Origin of the sequence: Kaistia algarum (assembly GCF_026343945.1) — a bacterium.
GTDB classification, from domain to species: domain Bacteria; phylum Pseudomonadota; class Alphaproteobacteria; order Rhizobiales; family Kaistiaceae; genus Kaistia; species Kaistia algarum.
Genome location: NZ_JAPKNJ010000001.1, coordinates 382,362 through 396,788 on the forward strand (window position 1 = coordinate 382,362; position 14,427 = coordinate 396,788).

At 67.5% G+C, this 14,427-nt stretch carries 19 protein-coding genes and 1 tRNA gene; all 20 read left to right on the forward strand.

Annotated elements, in window-relative coordinates:
• The first annotated feature begins 2 nt into the window (after window positions 1-2).
• A complete protein-coding gene (locus tag OSH05_RS01950; RefSeq protein ID WP_104218580.1) occupies window positions 3-1,367 on the forward strand; it encodes a phage head morphogenesis protein in 1,365 nt (454 codons plus the stop codon).
• A 630-nt stretch (window positions 1,368-1,997) separates the two neighbouring features.
• Window positions 1,998-2,972 carry a phage protease gene (locus OSH05_RS01955; protein ID WP_104218582.1) on the forward strand — a complete coding sequence of 325 codons (975 nt, stop codon included), beginning with the start codon at window positions 1,998-2,000 and terminating at the stop codon, window positions 2,970-2,972.
• A gap of 40 nt (window positions 2,973-3,012) precedes the next feature.
• Window positions 3,013-3,396, forward strand: coding sequence for a DUF2190 domain-containing protein (locus tag OSH05_RS01960; RefSeq protein ID WP_104218583.1), 384 nt, complete (start codon window positions 3,013-3,015; stop codon window positions 3,394-3,396).
• Window positions 3,397-3,439: 43 nt separating this feature from the next.
• On the forward strand, window positions 3,440-4,411 hold the full coding sequence (locus tag OSH05_RS01965) for a capsid protein (protein WP_104218584.1): 972 nt from the start codon (window positions 3,440-3,442) through the stop codon (window positions 4,409-4,411).
• Window positions 4,412-4,413: 2 nt separating this feature from the next.
• A complete protein-coding gene (locus OSH05_RS01970; protein WP_104218585.1) occupies window positions 4,414-4,923 on the forward strand; it encodes a hypothetical protein in 510 nt (169 codons plus the stop codon).
• Window positions 4,914-4,990: transfer RNA gene (locus OSH05_RS01975), tRNA-Met, on the forward strand. The genes OSH05_RS01970 and OSH05_RS01975 overlap by 10 nt, the downstream gene beginning before the upstream one ends.
• 21 nt (window positions 4,991-5,011) lie before the next feature.
• On the forward strand, window positions 5,012-5,341 hold the full coding sequence (locus tag OSH05_RS01980) for a Gp49 family protein (RefSeq protein ID WP_104218586.1): 330 nt from the start codon (window positions 5,012-5,014) through the stop codon (window positions 5,339-5,341).
• Between the two features lie 280 nt (window positions 5,342-5,621).
• Complete coding sequence (locus OSH05_RS01985) at window positions 5,622-6,089, forward strand: gp436 family protein (RefSeq protein ID WP_104218587.1); 468 nt, start codon at window positions 5,622-5,624, stop codon at window positions 6,087-6,089.
• Complete coding sequence (locus tag OSH05_RS01990; RefSeq protein WP_104218588.1) at window positions 6,089-6,592, forward strand: phage virion morphogenesis protein; 504 nt, start codon at window positions 6,089-6,091, stop codon at window positions 6,590-6,592. Before OSH05_RS01985 ends, OSH05_RS01990 begins: the two co-directional genes overlap by 1 nt.
• Window positions 6,589-7,203, forward strand: a complete 615-nt coding sequence (locus tag OSH05_RS01995; protein ID WP_133163087.1) for a hypothetical protein — start codon at window positions 6,589-6,591, stop codon at window positions 7,201-7,203. The genes OSH05_RS01990 and OSH05_RS01995 overlap by 4 nt, the downstream gene beginning before the upstream one ends.
• Window positions 7,200-7,811, forward strand: a complete 612-nt coding sequence (locus tag OSH05_RS02000) for a phage baseplate assembly protein V (protein ID WP_104218590.1) — start codon at window positions 7,200-7,202, stop codon at window positions 7,809-7,811. Before OSH05_RS01995 ends, OSH05_RS02000 begins: the two co-directional genes overlap by 4 nt.
• Complete coding sequence (locus tag OSH05_RS02005; RefSeq protein WP_104218591.1) at window positions 7,808-7,993, forward strand: hypothetical protein; 186 nt, start codon at window positions 7,808-7,810, stop codon at window positions 7,991-7,993. Before OSH05_RS02000 ends, OSH05_RS02005 begins: the two co-directional genes overlap by 4 nt.
• The gene (locus OSH05_RS02010) at window positions 7,986-8,387 is read left to right on the forward strand and encodes a GPW/gp25 family protein (RefSeq protein WP_104218592.1); all 402 of its coding nucleotides are present in this window, start codon (window positions 7,986-7,988) and stop codon (window positions 8,385-8,387) included. Before OSH05_RS02005 ends, OSH05_RS02010 begins: the two co-directional genes overlap by 8 nt.
• The gene (locus tag OSH05_RS02015) at window positions 8,384-9,283 is read left to right on the forward strand and encodes a baseplate assembly protein (RefSeq protein ID WP_104218593.1); all 900 of its coding nucleotides are present in this window, start codon (window positions 8,384-8,386) and stop codon (window positions 9,281-9,283) included. The genes OSH05_RS02010 and OSH05_RS02015 overlap by 4 nt, the downstream gene beginning before the upstream one ends.
• The gene (locus OSH05_RS02020) at window positions 9,280-9,915 is read left to right on the forward strand and encodes a phage tail protein I (RefSeq protein WP_104218594.1); all 636 of its coding nucleotides are present in this window, start codon (window positions 9,280-9,282) and stop codon (window positions 9,913-9,915) included. Before OSH05_RS02015 ends, OSH05_RS02020 begins: the two co-directional genes overlap by 4 nt.
• A gap of 7 nt (window positions 9,916-9,922) precedes the next feature.
• Window positions 9,923-12,190, forward strand: coding sequence for a hypothetical protein (locus tag OSH05_RS02025; RefSeq protein ID WP_104218595.1), 2,268 nt, complete (start codon window positions 9,923-9,925; stop codon window positions 12,188-12,190).
• A 7-nt stretch (window positions 12,191-12,197) separates the two neighbouring features.
• A complete protein-coding gene (locus OSH05_RS02030) occupies window positions 12,198-12,377 on the forward strand; it encodes a hypothetical protein (RefSeq protein ID WP_104218596.1) in 180 nt (59 codons plus the stop codon).
• Entirely contained in the window at window positions 12,352-13,590 is a 1,239-nt protein-coding gene (locus OSH05_RS02035; RefSeq protein WP_133163088.1) for a hypothetical protein, read from the forward strand. The genes OSH05_RS02030 and OSH05_RS02035 overlap by 26 nt, the downstream gene beginning before the upstream one ends.
• Window positions 13,590-14,060: a DUF4376 domain-containing protein gene (locus OSH05_RS02040; protein WP_104218598.1), complete on the forward strand. Its 471-nt coding sequence runs from the start codon at window positions 13,590-13,592 to the stop codon at window positions 14,058-14,060. The genes OSH05_RS02035 and OSH05_RS02040 overlap by 1 nt, the downstream gene beginning before the upstream one ends.
• A 16-nt stretch (window positions 14,061-14,076) precedes the next feature.
• Window positions 14,077-14,427 carry a hypothetical protein gene (locus tag OSH05_RS02045; protein ID WP_104218599.1) on the forward strand — a complete coding sequence of 117 codons (351 nt, stop codon included), beginning with the start codon at window positions 14,077-14,079 and terminating at the stop codon, window positions 14,425-14,427.

A 14,427-nucleotide genomic window follows, 5' to 3' on the forward strand; every position in this document is an offset into this window, starting at 1 on the left:
CCATGGCCGGGCTTGAGGAGGCCCAGCCGAAGCGAGGTTTCGGGCCGGCGCCGGAGGTGCTTTCCTATTTCGAGGGGAAGCAGCTCGCGCCGCGCTTCTCCTGGCTGGACGTCTGGGGCGAGGAACACGCTTCGGCCTTCACCGTGGCGAAGGCGACCGAACTTGAACTGCTGACCGCCTTCCGCGATTCGATCCGCGCCGCGCTCGAAAAGGGCCAGGGCCTGGAGACCTGGAAGGCCGGCATCGAGCCCGAGCTGCGGCGTCTCGGCTGGTGGGGCAGGCGCCCGGTCATCGATCCCACCGGGCAGGACAAGCCGCGGATGGTCGACTTCTCGTCGCCGCGCCGGCTCAAGAACCTGTTCTGGTCGAACATGAATTCCGCGCGCGCAGCCGGGCAGTGGGACCGCATCCAGCGGACCAAGCGGGCGCTGCCCTATCTCCTCTATGTCCGCACCACGGCAGCGGAGCCCCGGCAGGAGCACCTGACATGGGTCGGCGTCATCCTCCCGGCGGATGACCCGTTCTGGCGGACGCATTTTCCGCCCAACGGCTGGGGCTGCAAATGCACCGTGCGTCAGATCACGCGCCGCGAGCGGGAACGGCTGCTCTCCTCTGCGAGCGAGGCGAAATTCTATTCGCCCGATCGGCCGGTGATCGAAATGAAGCCGTTTGTCAATCGGCGGACCGGCGAGGTGACTTACGTCCCGGAGGGCATCGATCCGGGTTGGCATACCAACCCCGGCATGCCGGCCCGCCGCCGCCTCTTGGACGAGACGCTTGCCGGCCGGGTGGAAACGACGGCCGCCGATCCGACCCTGCACAATTCCGCGCGAAAGGCAGTCGCCGAGATCGTCGAGGGCGCCGCATTCGTGGATCACCGCGACGGGGCTATCGCGCTCGATGCCCGCCGGAAGGCCGTCCAGGCCGATGCTCTGGCGCGAGGACAGAGCGAGGCCGAGGCCAAACGCCTGGTCGAGACAGAGGCGCCATGGAGCCATGCACCCCTGCCGATCGCCGTTCTGCCGCCGCGCGTTTCCGATCGACTTGGCCCCGCACCGCTCGTTGTCACGGTCACCGACAACGCGATTGCGCACTCTGTGGCCGCGCACCCGATCGAGATCGCCGCGTGGCGGCGCGTTCAGGATGTGCTCGACAGGGGCGAAGTCCATCTCGACGATACGGGGGAAAAGCTGTGGGCCTTCCTGCGGGAGGAGGCGGTCGACTGGATGCTTGTGCTCGTCAACAAGGCTGGCGGCTGGCGGCTCCTGACATACTACAAGCCATCGAGCGCGTCCTATCGAGACAGGCAACGGCAACGTCCGGGGCGCCAGGTCATCTTGAATGAAAACGCGGGTGGAGGGCCGTAACCTCCTCGCGGCGCCCGAAGGCGACGGCGAACGAAATGTCTCACCCGCATAGCCAACATAGGATCAATCCCCCGGCCTCGCAATCCCGTCGCTTTCCTTCGCGCCCGTCCCGCGCTAGCTCCTCCTCGATGAGCAAAACGAGGATCCGGCGCGATGACGGCTCTTACGACGGTCGGGGGGTTCCTGCAGAGTCGATACGAGATCCATGCGCATTGCCTGGCCTGCGGCCATCATGCCGTTCTCGACCTCGAGACGATTGCCGCCACGCATGGCCGCGATCTCGGTGTCATCGGCGAGCACAGCCCGCTCCGGCGCATGCTTCGATGTCGCTGCGGCACCCGAAATGCCACCATCCGGATCCACCCGCCCACGAATTCACGACGATCCGCTTAGATGTGCGGCCAGAGGCCTCGGCCGCGCCGCCGCGCCGAACCCCCGTCCGAGGCGGACAGATGGCTTTGACGGGCTTTGAAGAGGCTTTGAACGCGCCGCCGCGAGGGCGGAGTGTGCTACGATCGGATGCGGGGTGTCTCGGCTGCCGATCGCCGGGCCGGCCGCAGCATGGCCCAGGCTGACGGGGGGAAATACTTCCCGGCCATTTGATCAGCGCCTACCGGCCAATCTGGCCGCATGACGAACCGCGGCGCAACCCCTTCGATCGGATATTTCGCGACCCTGTCGGCCTTGCCGGTAGTGGGCGACGTTGCTCCCGAATGGGTGCAGCTCTTCCCTGCGTCGCCGGCATTCGAGACCCGCGACGGGCGCCACTTCCGGATCGATGATCCCGCACAGCTGGCCTCTGTGTTCACGAGCGAAGCCACCGAGATTCCGGTCGACATCAATCATGCCACCGAGATCCGCGCACCGAAGGGCGAAGAGGCGGAGCCGGTCGGCTGGATCAAGGAAATCGCCATCCGGGCGGGGCTCCTGTGTGGCCGTGTCGAATGGACCGACAAGGGCAAGGCGGCCGCGAAGGCCTATCGCTACGTCTCGCCCAGCTTCAACCACGACAAGTCCGGCCTGGTGACGCGCATCCGCTCGCTTGCCCTGGTCGCCGTGCCGGCGCTCGCCGAAATGCCGGCGCTCGCCGCCGCTCACAACGCTGAACCTTCGGAGCTTCCCATGAAATCCATCGCGCTCGCGCTCGGCCTGACCGAGGCGGCGGACGAGGCAAGCTGCCTCTCCGCGCTCACGACGCTGAAGACCGCAACGGTCGCCAAGACGATCCACGACGAGACCGTCGCGACGCTTTCGGCAACGAAGACGACGCTGGAAACCCTTCAGGCGAGCGTTCGCAAGGGCAAGGTCGACGCCCTGATCGAGGGTGCCCTGAAGGCCAAGAAGATCCTTCCGGCGCAGAAGGACCATTATGTCGGGCTCTGCTCGACCGATGCCGGCCTCGCCCAGGTCGAGCAGCTGATCGCCGCCAGCCCGGCGCAGCTCGCTGCCTCAGGCCTCGACGATCGCAGCGCTGAGGATGGCGACCATTCCGATCCCGTAGCGCTCGCCGCCGCGGCGACCACCTACCAGCAGAAGCTCGCGGCCGGTGGGCGTCAGGTCTCGTATTCCGAAGCGGTCCTGGCCGTCTCCCGCGGCGCGAAATAGCCGCCCGTCCCGTCGCCCGGCCTTCCAGAGGAGCCCACCCGTGAATCCGCAGATCATCAAATCCTACAAGGCTGCCGCGGCGATTGCCGGGCTCCTGATCGTCAAATGGTCGGCGCCGACCACGGCGACGACCGTGACCACGGCCGCCGCCGCCACAGATCCGCTCGCCGGCATCATCGACAGCCAGGGCGCGGCGTCGGGCGGCATGGCGGACCTGACGATCGCCGGCCTTGCCGACGTGCTGCTCGGCGGCACTGTCGCCGCCGGCGATCCGCTGACCTCGGATGCGAACGGCAAGGCCGTGAAGTGCAATCCCGCGGCCGGCGCCAAGGCCGCCTATGTCGCCTTCGCGCTGTCGGCCGGCGTCTCCGGCGACATCATCCCGGTCAATGTCTCTCCCGGCTATCTGACCACGCCGGTCTAGACCGGCTCGCCCGTCACCCGCTCATCCAGAGGACCGAGTTTCCATGGCTCCGAACCGTCCCTTCGTCGTCGACCCGGTCCTGACCGCGATCGCCATCGGCTACACCAATCCGGCGCATACGCTGATCGCCGACCAGGTGCTGCCGCGCGTTCCCGTGCTGCAGGAGCAGTTTAAGTACACCGAATATCCGCTCGCCGAGGGCTTCACCTATCCGGAGACCGAGGTCGGCCGGAAAGGCCGCGTCAACACCGTCGAGTTCTCGGGTACCGAGAAGACCGGCTCGACGACCGACCACGGCCTCGACGCGCCGGTCCCGAACTCCGACATCAAGGTCGCGGCGGCGGCACGGGCGCAGGGGCGTTCGGTCTATGATCCGGAAGCGCGGGCGGCCGAAGGCGTCGCCAACCTCATCCAGCTTGCCCGCGAAGTTCGCGTCGCCGGCATCGTCCACAATCTGAACAGCTATGCGGCGGCGCGCCGGGTGACGCTGGCCGGCACCGCCCAGTTCTCCGACTACGCGAATTCCGACCCGATCGCCGTGCTGCGCGCCGGCTTCGACGGCACGCTGGTCTATCGCCCGAACACGATGGTGATGGGCCGCTCGGTCTGGGGCAAGATTTCCAGCCATCCCGATCTCGTCAACGCGGTTCGCGGCAATCTGACGAACAAGGGCATCCTGACGCCTGAGGAATTCGTCAGCCTGTTCTCGGGCGATGGTCTCAAGAAACTGCTGATCGGCGAGCCCATGGTCAATGTTGCCAAGAAGGGACAGGCGGCGCAGCTCGCGCAGGTCTGGGGCAAGCATATCGCGATGCTCCATATCGACCCCGCCGCCAACACCGACCAGGGCATCACCTTCGGCATGACGGCGCAGTTCGGCGAGAAGATCGCGGGCCGGATCGAGGACGAGGATATCGGCCTCGAAGGCGGCACGCGCATCCGCGTCGGCGAGAAGGTGCGCGAGGTCGTGATCGCCCAGGACGTCGGCTACTTCGTCCAGAATGCGGTCGCCTGATTATGGCGGCGCGCGCCAAGTCCAAGAATACCGAGGGCCTCCCGGCGGCGAAAGCCGAGGCCGATGGACGCGCACAGCCGGAGCCCGTTGGGGCCGCGCCGGCCGGGGAAACCGGGGGCGCCGTTGCGGCGATTTCGGGTGACACTTCCGCGGCCGATACCGGTCAGGCTTCGTCGGCCGATCCGGGTAAGGCCGCCGATACCGTCCTCCCGCCGCTTCCGCCCGGCGTCACCGTCGCCGGCCAGTTCAACCATGACGATCCCGCGACCGTCGCGGCGATCGGCGCGCTGGTGAAGGCGGCGCTGGCGCAGGGTGCATTGCCACCCGGCGAGGCGACCATCATCAAGGGCGAGCGGCTTGCCGCCTTCGAAGCCGTCTCGAACGTGCTTGGAAGCCACGGCTTCGTGCCGGCCGGCGCCACCGTCATCGTCAACCGGGCTGATTTCGAGGCCTTGAAGACGGCCGGCGCGGTCGCGGGCGATTGGCCCGAACAAGAGGTTTCTGCGGGGTAGAGCAGCCCGGTAGCTCGCCAGGTTCATACCCTGGAGGTCGGTGGATCGAAGCCACCCCCCGCAACCACTGTCACGAGGAGAGGCCCCGATGAACGGGCGAGACGGCGGAGTGCCGGCCGACGAGTCGGCGGTTGAACAGCAGATACAAGCGCAGGGCCTCGCGGCGCCGCGCCTGACGCCGGCAGATATCGACGGCGCCATCGTCGCCGAGGACTATCACGTCTTCCCCGGCACGACGCTCACCGTGTGCTGCCTGCATCTGCGCAACGGTTTCACAGTCACCGGCGAGAGCGCGTCGGCGAGCCCCCAGAACTTCGACGCGGCAATCGGTCGCCAGATCGCGCGCCGCAATGCCCGCGACAAGATCTGGAGCCTTGAGGGCTATCTGCTCCGTGAACGCCCGTTCTGGGCGGACTGAGCATGCGCTGGGGCGGGCTCCTTCTTGCCGTTCCGGCCATCCTGGCTGCGCTGTCCGCGCCGCCCATGCCGGTGTTGAGCGGGCTCGGACCGGCCATCGTCCATCGCTCGCCCGGAGGCTGCGCCCATCGGCGCTGGCGCCGCCGACGGGCTGCCGGCCGGGGATAGCTCCGGCCGATCGGGTTCCCGGCAACCTCCTCCCTGCCGGCCGGCCGCGCGCGGCCCTCGCTTCCGGCGTACGCGCCGGAGGCCATGTCCAGGCCAAACCAGAGAAGAGAGCCGTGTCCGCTTTCGCCACGCTTGATCAGGTCGTCACCCGCTACCCGTCCGAGGCCACGATCCTCGCGGCCGACGAGGTGACGCGCGTTCGCGACGATGCGCGCATCGCGGCTGCGCTCTCCGATGCCTCGTCCGAGATCCGCGGCATTCTCTATGCCCGCTATACCGAGGCGGAGCTTGGCCGCGCGACGAGCGAATCGGCCGCTGTGCTCCAGCTCTATTGCATCGACATCGCGCTCTACCGCGTCGCCCTTTCGATGGGCCGGTCGAACGAGCGCATCAAGGAGCGCTATGACGCGGCCATTGCTCGCCTGACGGCCATCGCCCAGGGCAAGGGCGCGCTCGCCATAGAGGGTGCCGGTGGCGTCGATCCCGAGACGGGCGCCGGCGAAGGCGACGCGTCGCCGAACGAAGTGCTGATCGTCGGCCCCGAGCGCATGTTCACGCGCGAGCGGATGCGGGGGATCTGATGGACGGCATCGGCCTCGTTATCGACACCGGCGCGCTCGAGTATGCGACGCGGCTCGTCTCCGGCCTCGGCGATTTCGAACGTCGCGACCTGCTGTCGTCGATCGGCGCGCTTGGCGAGAGCCAGACGCGCCGGCGCATCGTCGACGAGAAGACGGGACCGGATGGCACGCCCTGGCCGCCGAACCGCGAGGGGACGCCGATCCTGGTTCGCTCCGGCCAGCACCTCCTCGCCTCCGTCTCCTGGATCGCCGGCAGCGACGAGGTGCAATGGGGCGCCGGCTGGGAATATGCGCATGTCCACCAGGACGGCATGACGATCGTGCCGAAGACGGCGCAGCGGCTCGTCTTCACCTCCGGCGGCAAGAAGGTGCACGCCAAGAAAGTGACGATCCCGCCGCGGCCCTTCGTCGGACTGTCGTCCGACAACATCGCCGAGATCGAGGAGCTGGTTTCCGACGTCTTCGGCGGCGCCTTCGACGCGCCCGTGCCGGTGGCGCCATGACGATTGTGCCGATGACCCTGGCGGCCCGCATCGCGGCATCCCGCCTGGCGCCGCTTCCGACGGCGATAGCGACAACGCTGCGACCGCTCTTTCTCGGCGTCCAGGTGAAGACGCATCCTGGCCGGATCGATGTCGCCGACGTGCTCGCCGGCGATGTGTTCCTCCCGCCGATGATTGCGATCAGCGTCGTGGCGGCCGACCCGTCCGTCGAGATTGCGGGCGACTGTTCCGTCCTCGCCGAGTGCTGCGCCTATGTGGTCTCCGAGGACATGGCGATCGGCAATCGTTCGACGGGCCGCGACCAGGTCGCGCTCGCCATGTGCCAGGGCGTCGCCGACGTGCTCACCGATTTCGATGCGCCGCGCTGGGGTCTCGCCTCGATCACGTCGCCGGCCGAGATCCGCATCCGGCCCCTGTTCACGCAATTGTCGTTCGAGAAGGGCATCGCCTTCTACGCCACGACGTGGCGCCAGCGCCTGTTCGAACTCGGATCGCCCATGCCGCTGCCGATGGCGACGGAACGGCTGTACACGATCGAGGACGCTGCCGAGGTTACGCTCTGGCCGACCGAAGGCGTCGATGACGGTGACGATGGCGAGGATGGGCCATGAACCTCCGCCAGCTCGCCGACCGGCTGATCCGGATCGAGAAGCGTCTCGTCGAGACCGACCAGCGCGTCGCCAGAATGATGATTCCGGGGAAGGTCAAAGCCGTCGATCCGGAAAAGTATCGGCTGCGCCTGGTGCTCGCCACCGATGCGGAGTCCGGCGCCGAGATCCTCTCGCCCTGGGTCAAATGGCAGTCCGGCTCGGCCGGCAAGGTGCGCGACTGGTCGCCGCCCGAGGAGGGCGAGGAGATGTTGCTCCTCTCGCCGTCCGGCGTCATCGGTTCCGGGTCCCGAGCCATGTTCGGCACCTTCGACGACGAGCATCAGCCGCCGACCGACAAGGGCGACGAGCGGGTGTGGGCGTTCGGTTCGATGCGCATGGTTCTCAAGGCCGATGGTCTGACGATCACGGTCGGTGATGCCGAGATCGCGCTGACCGAAGGCACAATCGCGCTCGGCGTCGGCGGCAAGGGCTTCACGATCGACGGCTCCGAGCTCGCCATGTCGACGCTGTTTCGCGGCAAGGACGGCTCGCGCCCGGCGCATTACCAGGGCGGCAAGGACTCGGACGGCGACACGTCGACGGACGGCAACGACCAGGTGCTCGTATGACCGCCGCGCCGAAGAAATGGTTCACCGCCACCAGGGACGCGCCCGTCGCCGGCCGCTGGCGCAAGAAGGGCGCGACCTTCCAGCTGACCGAGCGCGAGGCCTCGGCCGAGCGGATCTGGGGCGTCATCGAGGAGGTGACGAGCAAGCGCACACGCCGGCGCAAAGCGAGGGCCGATGACTGAGCGTCGCCTCCGCTCCGGTGTCGATCGCCGAACCGGTAAGGTTCTGCGCGGGCTTGCCCACGCGGACCAGTCCGTGCGCATCATCCTCTCGACGCGGCGCAATAGCCGCGTCATGCGCCTTGCCTTCGGCTCGGATCTCCGCGCGCTCCGGGGCGAGAACCTGACGGCGGCCAATGTGCTGCGGGCCTATGCCGAAATGGTGGAGGCGGTGCACTCGCAGGAGCCGAACATCCGCATCGTCGAGGTCCAGCCGTGGACGCTCGATGGGCGCGCCGGCGTGATCGGCTTCCTGCTGGCCTGCACGCATTACCCGTTCGGGCATCTGGGCGATTATTCGGTCGCCGAGCCGGCCTCGCTCACCCTGCCGATCGCGTCGCTCGCGAGGTCGGCATGACGACGATCGACCTTTCCCGGCTGGCCGCTCCGGACGCGATCGAGGCCCTCGATTTCGAGACGCTGTTCGCGGCGTTCAAGGCGCGGTTCCAGACGAGCTGGGATGCCAAGCGCGCGGCCGACCCGACCTTGCCGGCCTATGATGTCGGCGCGCTGGAGACCGACCCCGTCGTCATCGTCGGCGAGGCCTGGTCGTATCTGCGCCTGCTCGACCGCGCCCGCGTCAATGACGGCATCCGCTCGGTGCTGGCGCCGCTCGCCAGGGGCACGAACCTCGACAACGTCGTGGCGCGGCTCGGCGTCGAACGTCTGATCGTCACGCCCGCGACCGACACGGCGTCAGCCGTGATGGAGAGCGATGCGCGGCTTTTGATGCGCTACCTGCTCGCCTTCTCGCGGCCATCCGCGGGCTCGGCCGAGGGCTATCTATATGCCGCCTATACGGCCTGGCCGGGGCTGCTGCATGCGGCCGTCAACGGCCGCGCGGTCCATGGAAGGCGCGGCGATGTCGATCTCGTCCTCGCCGGACCCGGCGGCCGCGACGCGACGAATGGGGAAATGACGCTCGTTCGCGACGCTGCGCAACTGATCAAGCCCGAGGCGCATGGCCTCACCGTGATGCGCGCCACGCGGCGCACCTATGAAGTCGCCGGCACGGTGAGCGTCGCGGCTGGCCCGGACGCCGAGACGGTGCGCGCCGAGGCGCAAAGCCGGATCACGGAAGCGGCGACCGATCGCCTGCGCATCGGCGCCGAAGTGCCGGTCGCGCTCCTGGAAGGCGCCGCCTATGGCCTCTCGATCATCCGCGCCGACCTGTCCTCGCCCTCGGCCGACATCCCGGCCGACCGTTACACGATCCCCGTCATGGCCTCGATCGCGCTTCAGGTGACGCAATGAGCGCGGCCGGCGCCATCCTCCCGACCTCGGCCGGACCGTTCGAGCGCGCTTTGGCTGACGCGATGTCGGACACGCTGCCGGTGCCGATCGCGGCGGTGTTCGACCCGGCGCAGACGCCGTCCGCCTTCATCCCCTGGCTCGCCGTTCATGACGGCGTCCGGCTGTGGTTCTCGGACTGGCCGGAGGAACTGAAGCGGCTGGTTATCGAGGACGCGCCGGTCCTCGCCGGCAAGGTCGGCCTCCGGACGGCCAGCGTGCGGATGCTGTTCTATGTCGACGGCTCGCTGCTCGATGTCGTCAGCTATCCGACGCCGTTCGTCCAGGGCCGCGCTGTCATCGGCCGGACGCCGATCGGCCATCCCGCCTTCGTCGCCCGCCATCTGGTGAAGGTCGAAACGGCTGCGCCGGCCGGCGCCTTCGTCATGGGCCGCGCCGCGATCGGCAGTGCCCGCTATCGCACGCCGAGCCGCGAGAAGATCCGCCGCGCGCTGATCGCGCTTGCCACCGCCAAGTCGCCCGAAAGCGAGTATCGCGCCGATTTCGGCCACAAGCGGCCGTTGCTGCTCGCGGACGCACCGTCGCTCGACGGCAGCCATCACCTCGGCGAATTCGTCGCCCGCAACAAGCTCTGAGGCCCGCATGACCAAAATTGTCCGCTTTACCGAGGCCGAGATCTCCGAGCCCGCCGATTTCGAGGCGATCGGCGAGCATGCGCGCGAGGGCGACGAATTCATCACCGGCGGCGCCGTCGACTATCCGCACCATTGGGCCGACTTCACCATCGCGCAGACGAGCGCGATCGAGCTGACGATCTCCAAGGGTCGGCTCTTCGCGGTCGACGCGATCTTCGCGGCCGACGCGCCGATCGAGCTCAATCTGCAGGTCCATCTTCCGCTCGTCACCGGCGACCACCGCTACATCGCGCTGCTGGTGCGCGGGGAAAGCGAGACCGTCACCAATCTGCGCATGATCGAGACGGACGCCGAAACACACGAGACCGTGCAGCAGGCCGTGCCCAAGACCGATCGGCGCACGGTCAGCATCGTCATCCAGCAGGGGCTTTCGTCGCCGACGCCGCTGAAGCCGACCATCGCGGCCGACCAGTGCTGCCTTGCCTTCGTCGAGCTCTCGACCACCGGCATCGTCGCGGTCGAGATGGACAATGCCTCGCGCGTCAAGTCGCTCTATGAGGTCGACGGCCGTCTCACCCAGGTCGAGGGCGACATGGCGAACACCATCCGTCGCACCACGACGATGGAGACCGACATCGCCAATATCGCCTCGCGGCTTGGCGATATTCCGCACCCGACGATCATGCGGCAGTTGAAGCGCGATGTCGGGCTGCTGCGTCGCCAGCTCGCGCTCCCGGACGAGGCGCGCGCCTATTGGTACGATGCCGGCCTGCTTCAAGACGGGTGGGACAAGGTGCACGCGACCTGGCTTGCCCGGGTTCGCGAGGGCATCCGCTTCGCCTGGGCGCAGGAGCGCGACATGCAGCTCTCGCTGATCGACCCGTCCTCCGCGTCGATCCGGATGAGCGACACGCTGCTGCTGCCGGCCTGGACCGAGAAGACCCGCATCAGCGTCGAGCCCGATGGTGGCTCGAAGAACATTTCGCAGCTCGTCCACACCGTCACCACGGCGGTCAAGAAGTCGATCTCCCGGCAAGTGACCGAATATGGCGAGACCGTCACGGTCTGCGAGAACCAGGCCGAATGGTCGATGCTGATGAACCAGTCGGTCGGCGAGCTGTTCAAGAGGGACGGCGAGACCTTCCAGGTGGTGGCGATCGTCGGCAACCAGGATTGGGCCGGCCACCGGATCTATGCCGTGCGCAAGGTCATCGTCCGTACCGTGACACAGGTCTATTGGGACTATGTGACCGAGACGATGGGCGTCAACGGCTCGGTCTATGGCAACACCTGGCTGTGCTCGCAGCCCATGATCCTGACCTCGATCGACTTGAATTTCACCCGCATCGGGTCGACCGGCGACGTCCACGTCTTCGTCTGCGAATGCGACGATTCCGGCCAGCCGCAATTCGGCGCCGTCATCGTCGAGAAGACGATTTCCGCGGCGGGTCTCCATGCCGGGTGGGTCAATTTCGCGTTGCGGCCGTCGCTTTTGGAGAGCGGCAAGCGCTACGCCTGGTTCACGGTCACCACCGGCAACCACGCGCTGGGCACCGCCTCCGGCAACAAATATGCGCAGGGGTCGCTCTTCTCCTGCTCCGACGGCGCTTGGGCGATGGGCGATCCGCTGACCGACTTCGCCATGCGCATCAACGCGGCGAGCTTTGCGGCGACCCGCACCGTGATCGAGTTCCAGCCGCTCACCCTGACGGACGGAATGACCGAGCTGCGCCTCCTCCATGGTGGCTGGGCGCCGGGCGGCACGTCGCTGGTCTGGTATGTGCAGAACAGCGACGATCCGGACGAGGAATGGGTGCCGCTCACGCTCGCGGCCGAGGGCTCGGACGCGCTCGCCGGCCGGCCGGCGCTGGTGCGCCTGCGTCTGGCGCTCACCGGCACCACGGATCTACAGGCGGCGATCGTGCTCGACGCCAATGCTCGCGGCATGACCTTCCGGCCGCGCGGCGACTGCCAAGCCGTCAGCAAGGAACAGGCCTTCGGGCTTTCGACCTCGACGGTGCAGCTTGAGATCGTGCTCGACGAGTTCAACCCGACCTATCACACAGTCGCGCCGAAGCTGGTCATCGGCGCCTCGATCCTGACGCCCTCGGCGACGGCCACGACACTCGACATGGTCAATCCGCGGAAGCGGACCTTGCTCGCCACTTTCACCCTCGGTTCGGCGACCACCTCCGCCCGCGCGCGCGTCGACATGACGACGAGCGACGTGACCGTCTGCCCCTTCATCCAGAACATCGCGATGTACGCGCTTTGAGGTCCCGATGAGCGAACCGATACCCCCATTTGAACCCGGCCGGACCTATCGCGTCACCCTGATGCGTGCGGTCCGCGTCGGCGGCGTCCCGTTCCGCCCGCTCGGCGAACTCAAGATGGACGGCGCCTATCTGACGCGACTGATCGAGGAGAATGGCGCCGATGCCGTCGCTGCCGTCACCGACTGACGATTACAAGGCTCCGTCCGACATGGCGCTCAGCCGGGCCGCATGGGACGCCGCCCTGGTGTCGATCGGCACGCGCCTGCGCGGCCTTGAGGCGGTGCAGGCCGATTTCGACGCACTGATCGCGCTCGGCACGAGCCAGGCGCTCGACGTCATCGCGACCAATGTCGAGCCGCAGCTCACCGCCATGAGCGCGGCCGTCGCGGCGCTGCAGGCCGATGTCGCCGAGGCCGAGGACGTTATAACGGCGCTCATCACCGGGTCCGTTCCGGCCTCGGCCGTCGCCGAGACCGCCGATCGGATCTGGCTGACGCCGGCACTCTTCGCCGCCTGGAACGCAAAGCAGTCCGGCGATCCGACCCTGACCGCGCTCGCCGCACTGACGGTCGCCGCCAACAAGATGATCTATGCGACCGGCGCTGACGCCTTTGCCTTGACGGACATCACGCCCTTTGCGCGCCAGTTGCTCGATGACGGGGACGCAGCGACGATGCGCGGAACGATCGGCGCGGCCGATGCGGGCCGCCAGATCGACGTAGGTGGTCTCGCGACCGGGGGAGGCGACCTCTCGGCGAACCGCACGATCACCGTCACGAAGGCCAGCCAAGCGCAGGCCGAGGCCGGAACCGACGATGCGACGGCGATGACGCCGCTGAAGGGCGCGCAGCAGCTCGCCGTCCTTGGCCTCTTGGCGAGCAACGCCAATATCGGCCGGCGGCTCGCGACAGGAACGGTGGCGAATGCCGGATCGCTGGCCATCGTCCTGTCGAGCCATCTCGCCGCCGGCTTCAGCAAGTTTCGCCTTCACTTCCACGCCTACCGTCCAGCGACGGACGGGGCTGGGATGGTGATGAAGGTCTCCACGAACGGGGGCGTGAACTATCTCGGGACGAACGTCTATCTCTGCGCCGCGCTCACTGCCTACGGAACCACGACTGTGGCAGCAGGCGATGGAACGACGGCGCAAGCACAGATTCCCCTGCTAGGCGGACTCAGCAACGGCGGGCCGAACATCAGCTCGGCTATCCTTGAATTCGAGTGCGGGGCTGACTTCTTCGATCTGATCTACCGGGCTTGCCCATATTTCTACAGTGGCGGGGGCGTCGGCATCTCTCACGGTTCCGCCAAGGGGCCGGCAAGCGTGAACGCGATCCGTTTCGAGACCTACAACGGCAACATCGCGGCCGCTGCGTGGTCGCTCTATGGAGCTTCGTGATGCCGATCATTGATGTGGTGGTCGACGCCGACGGCGTCATGCAGGAAGTTGCCCTCACCGCCGAGCAGGAAACGGCGCGCCGCGCCGAATGGGCGGTCAACGCGGCGCCCCGGCCGTCGCAGATCGACGCCGAATGTGATCGGCGCACCGTCACGGGCTTCCGATTCGGCGGCAAGGCCTACCGGCTCGACGAAAAGTCCATCGCACGGATTACGGCCATGGGCGCCGATGCCCGCTTCGCGCTGCTGGCCGGCGCCGGGATTGGTAACCTCCGTTGGGCCGATCCCGAGGCTGATTTCGGCTGGATCGCCACCGACAATACAGTCACGCCGATGGACGCGCCGACCATGACGGCTTTCGCCGATGCCGCCAAGCTATGGGTCAGCAAAAACACTTTTGCGGCCCGGAACATCAAGAACATGAGCCCGATCCCGGCCGATTTCGCCGACGATTCGCGCTGGCCCAGCTGAACAGGAGACTTTCACCATGCCCGCGAAGGATCGCATCCTTTCCATGGTCGACGCGCCGGCTGTCCCGCTCGGGCACCAGACCGTCACCGTGACGAACGCGGCCCAAACGCTGGCCCAGCTCCTTACGGCCGCCGCCGGCGCCATCGCCGCGATCCCGGCAAACACCAAGCTCATCTATCTTCAACCTCGCGGCGACGGCATCCGCTACGCCCATGGCGCCACGACGCCGACCACCGCCGCCGACGCTACCGGCATCGGCACGGCGCTCTATGAGGGCGCTCAATATCCGCTCCGGCTCGACGACTTCGCGACGCTGAAACTCATCGCGCCGTCGAACGTCGTGCTGTCGATCGAATTCCGGGGCTGA

What these genes read in the sequence shown, in the direction of transcription:
- OSH05_RS01950 (WP_104218580.1), top strand. Translation starts at nt 3, where the DNA reads ATGGCCGGGCTTGAGGAGGCCCAGCCGAAGCGAGGTTTCGGGCCGGCG.
- OSH05_RS01955 (WP_104218582.1), top strand. Translation starts at nt 1,998, where the DNA reads ATGACGAACCGCGGCGCAACCCCTTCGATCGGATATTTCGCGACCCTG.
- OSH05_RS01965 (WP_104218584.1), top strand. Translation starts at nt 3,440, where the DNA reads ATGGCTCCGAACCGTCCCTTCGTCGTCGACCCGGTCCTGACCGCGATC.
- OSH05_RS01970 (WP_104218585.1), top strand. Translation starts at nt 4,414, where the DNA reads ATGGCGGCGCGCGCCAAGTCCAAGAATACCGAGGGCCTCCCGGCGGCG.
- OSH05_RS01980 (WP_104218586.1), top strand. Translation starts at nt 5,012, where the DNA reads ATGAACGGGCGAGACGGCGGAGTGCCGGCCGACGAGTCGGCGGTTGAA.
- OSH05_RS01990 (WP_104218588.1), top strand. Translation starts at nt 6,089, where the DNA reads ATGGACGGCATCGGCCTCGTTATCGACACCGGCGCGCTCGAGTATGCG.
- OSH05_RS01995 (WP_133163087.1), top strand. Translation starts at nt 6,589, where the DNA reads ATGACGATTGTGCCGATGACCCTGGCGGCCCGCATCGCGGCATCCCGC.
- OSH05_RS02000 (WP_104218590.1), top strand. Translation starts at nt 7,200, where the DNA reads ATGAACCTCCGCCAGCTCGCCGACCGGCTGATCCGGATCGAGAAGCGT.
- OSH05_RS02005 (WP_104218591.1), top strand. Translation starts at nt 7,808, where the DNA reads ATGACCGCCGCGCCGAAGAAATGGTTCACCGCCACCAGGGACGCGCCC.
- OSH05_RS02010 (WP_104218592.1), top strand. Translation starts at nt 7,986, where the DNA reads ATGACTGAGCGTCGCCTCCGCTCCGGTGTCGATCGCCGAACCGGTAAG.
- OSH05_RS02015 (WP_104218593.1), top strand. Translation starts at nt 8,384, where the DNA reads ATGACGACGATCGACCTTTCCCGGCTGGCCGCTCCGGACGCGATCGAG.
- OSH05_RS02020 (WP_104218594.1), top strand. Translation starts at nt 9,280, where the DNA reads ATGAGCGCGGCCGGCGCCATCCTCCCGACCTCGGCCGGACCGTTCGAG.
- OSH05_RS02025 (WP_104218595.1), top strand. Translation starts at nt 9,923, where the DNA reads ATGACCAAAATTGTCCGCTTTACCGAGGCCGAGATCTCCGAGCCCGCC.
- OSH05_RS02030 (WP_104218596.1), top strand. Translation starts at nt 12,198, where the DNA reads ATGAGCGAACCGATACCCCCATTTGAACCCGGCCGGACCTATCGCGTC.
- OSH05_RS02035 (WP_133163088.1), top strand. Translation starts at nt 12,352, where the DNA reads ATGCCGTCGCTGCCGTCACCGACTGACGATTACAAGGCTCCGTCCGAC.
- OSH05_RS02040 (WP_104218598.1), top strand. Translation starts at nt 13,590, where the DNA reads ATGCCGATCATTGATGTGGTGGTCGACGCCGACGGCGTCATGCAGGAA.
- OSH05_RS02045 (WP_104218599.1), top strand. Translation starts at nt 14,077, where the DNA reads ATGCCCGCGAAGGATCGCATCCTTTCCATGGTCGACGCGCCGGCTGTC.